Raw genomic sequence first — 2,549 nt, 5'->3', positions numbered from 1 at the left:
GCCACTTCACCGCGCACCTCGGGTTCACCGCCGCCGACCGGGCCGTCGCCCGGGAGCTGGCCGTCGGCTACACCGAGGCGTTGAGCCTGCTCCGGCCCGAGCTGGCGCTCGGCGCGGCGGCCCTGTCACCGGCCGACGCCTGGCACCGCGCCGAGCGGCTCTTCGGCGGGGCGGTCGGCCCGGACGGCGAACGCTGCGCCGACGTGGCCGGGCACCCCGGCTTCCACCACGCCCCGGGCCCGGGCGGCCTCGGCTGGGGCGACGGGGACGGGGAGCGGTGACCCGCGCCGCCCGCCGGGCTCAGTCGAGGTCGAACTCGCCGTCCTGGGCGCCGGCCACGAAGGCGTCCCACTCGGCCTGGGTGAAGACCAGCATCGGGCCGTCCGGCTCGGCGGAGTTGCGCATGCCGATCAGGTCGTCGACGAAGGCCACCTCGACCGCGCTCTCCGAGCTGTCGCCCTCGGCCCGCTGCCAGACCGCCCGGGAGAGGTCGAAATCGCCCTTGGGGTGCGCAGTCATGGTTCATTCCTCCAGTGCCACGGGGTCGTGGGGAGCCCGTTCGGATCCCCATCGGGCAGGATAAGCGGATGCCGAGCCTGACCCGTGTAGAGGCGACCGCGCGTGGCGCGTTGATTACCGTCGAGTCCTACCAGGTGGACCTCGACCTGACCGGCGACGGGGAGCGGTTCCGCTCCCACGTCACGATCCGGTTCCGGGCGACCCCCGGCGCCGAGACCTTCGCCGAGGTCAAACCCGCGAGACTGCTGGCCGTACGCCTCAACGACCGGGACCTCGACCCCGGCATCCTCGACGACAACCGGCTGCCCCTGACCGGGCTCGCCGGGGAGAACACGCTCACCGTCGCCGCCGAGATGGCCTACTCCAACACCGGCGAGGGGATGCACCGCTTCGTCGACCCCGCCGACGGCGAGACCTACCTCTACGCCATGTCCTTCCTGGACGAGGTGCAGCGGATCTTCGCCGCCTTCGACCAGCCCGACCTGAAGGCCCCGGTCACCCTCACGGTCACCGCGCCGGAGCACTGGACGGTCGCGGCCAACGGCCGGGTCGCCGACAACCCCCGGCCGGGGCGCTGGGAGTTCGCCCCGACCGCGCCGCTGTCCACGTACTTCGTCTCGCTCGTCGCCGGCCCCTGGCACGTCCGGCGCGACTCCCACGACGGCATCCCGCTCGGGGTCTACTGCCGACGTTCGCTCGCCGCGCACCTCGACGCCGACGCCGAGGAGATCTTCACGGTGACGAAGCAGTGCCTGGACCGGTTCCACCAGCTCTTCGCCGAGCGCTACCCGTTCGACAAGTACGACCAGGCGTTTGTGCCCGAGTTCAACGCGGGCGCGATGGAGAACCCGGGCATCGTCACCTTCCGCGACGACTACGTCTTCCGCTCGGCGGTCACCGACACCCAACGGGAGCTGCGGGCCACCACCATCGCCCACGAGATGGCGCACATGTGGTTCGGCGACCTGGTCACCATGCGCTGGTGGGACGACCTGTGGCTCAACGAGTCCTTCGCTGAGTACCTGGGCACCCGGGTGACCGCCGAGGCGACCCGCTTCGACCGGGCCTGGACGACCTTCGCGATGCGCCGCAAGGCGTGGGGCTACGCCGCCGACCAGCGCCCCTCCACCCACCCGGTCGCCCCCCAGGAGGTCGCCGACGCCGCCCAGGGCCTGCTCAACTTCGACGGCATCTCGTACGTCAAGGGCGCCAGCGTGCTGCGGCAGCTGGTCGCCTGGCTCGGCGACGACGCCTTCCTCGCCGGCCTGAACGCGCACTTCGCCAAGCACCGCTTCGGCAACGCCACCCTCGGTGACCTGCTGGAGAGCCTGTCGACGGCGAGCGGGCGCGACCTGACCGAATGGGCCGCGCGCTGGCTGCGCACCGCGCAGGTCAACACGTTGCGCGCGGAGGTGTCCGTCGACGCGGCTGGCCGCTACACCGAGGTGGCGGTGGTGCAGACCGCCCCGCGGACGCACCCGGTGGGGCGCCCGCACCGGATCGCGGTGGGGCGCTACTCCGCCGACGGCACGGTCGAGCGGACCGAGGTCGACCTCGACCCGGACGCCGACGGCGGCCGGACCGTGCTCACCAGGCTGACCGGCGCGCCGGCGGCCCAGCTGCTGCTGCCCAACGACGGCGACCTGACCTTCGCCAAGGTCCGGCTCGACCCCGCCTCGGCCGACACGGTGCCGCTGGTGCTGCCCGGCCTGGCCGACCCGCTGGCCCGGGCGCTGCTCTGGGGCGAGGCGCTGGACGCCGCCACCGACGGGGAGCGGCCGGTCGCCGGGCTGGTCGCGTTGATCACCGCGGCGCTGCCCGCCGAGACCGAGGTGATCATCGCCGAGGACGTGCTCACCCTCAGCCGCTCCCTGGTCGACCGCTACCTCGACCCACTGGCCCGGGAGGCGGCGCTGCTCCGGGTCGCCACCGCGTGCCGGCAGTTGCTCGACGGCGCCGCGGCCGGGGAGTCGTTGCAGCTCGCCGCCGCCCGGGGCTGGATCGCCGCGACCACCGACGCCGACCTGCTG

At 73.5% G+C, this 2,549-nt stretch carries 3 protein-coding genes; 2 read left to right on the top strand and 1 reads right to left on the bottom strand.

Going from position 1 to position 2,549, the window contains the following annotated elements; genetic code table 11:
* A partial coding sequence (locus tag NCC78_RS30725) for a hypothetical protein (protein WP_250798915.1) occupies positions 1–281 on the top strand: 281 nt, incomplete at its 5' end.
* 19 nt (positions 282–300) lie between these two features.
* On the opposite strand, the gene NCC78_RS30720 is transcribed toward NCC78_RS30725, so the two are convergent.
* On the bottom strand, positions 301–519 hold the full coding sequence (locus NCC78_RS30720) for a DUF397 domain-containing protein (protein WP_250798914.1): 219 nt from the start codon (positions 517–519) through the stop codon (positions 301–303).
* Between the two features lie 68 nt (positions 520–587).
* Between NCC78_RS30720 and pepN the strand changes: the two genes are divergently transcribed.
* Positions 588–2,549, top strand: a 1,962-nt coding sequence (pepN, locus tag NCC78_RS30715; RefSeq protein WP_250798913.1) for an aminopeptidase N, incomplete at its 3' end; no start/stop codon positions are given.

Origin of the sequence: Micromonospora phytophila (assembly GCF_023656545.1) — a bacterium.
GTDB lineage: Bacteria > Actinomycetota > Actinomycetes > Mycobacteriales > Micromonosporaceae > Micromonospora > Micromonospora phytophila.
The sequence above is the reverse complement of the archived record's forward strand: the minus strand, read 5'-3'. Positions and strand labels throughout refer to the sequence as shown.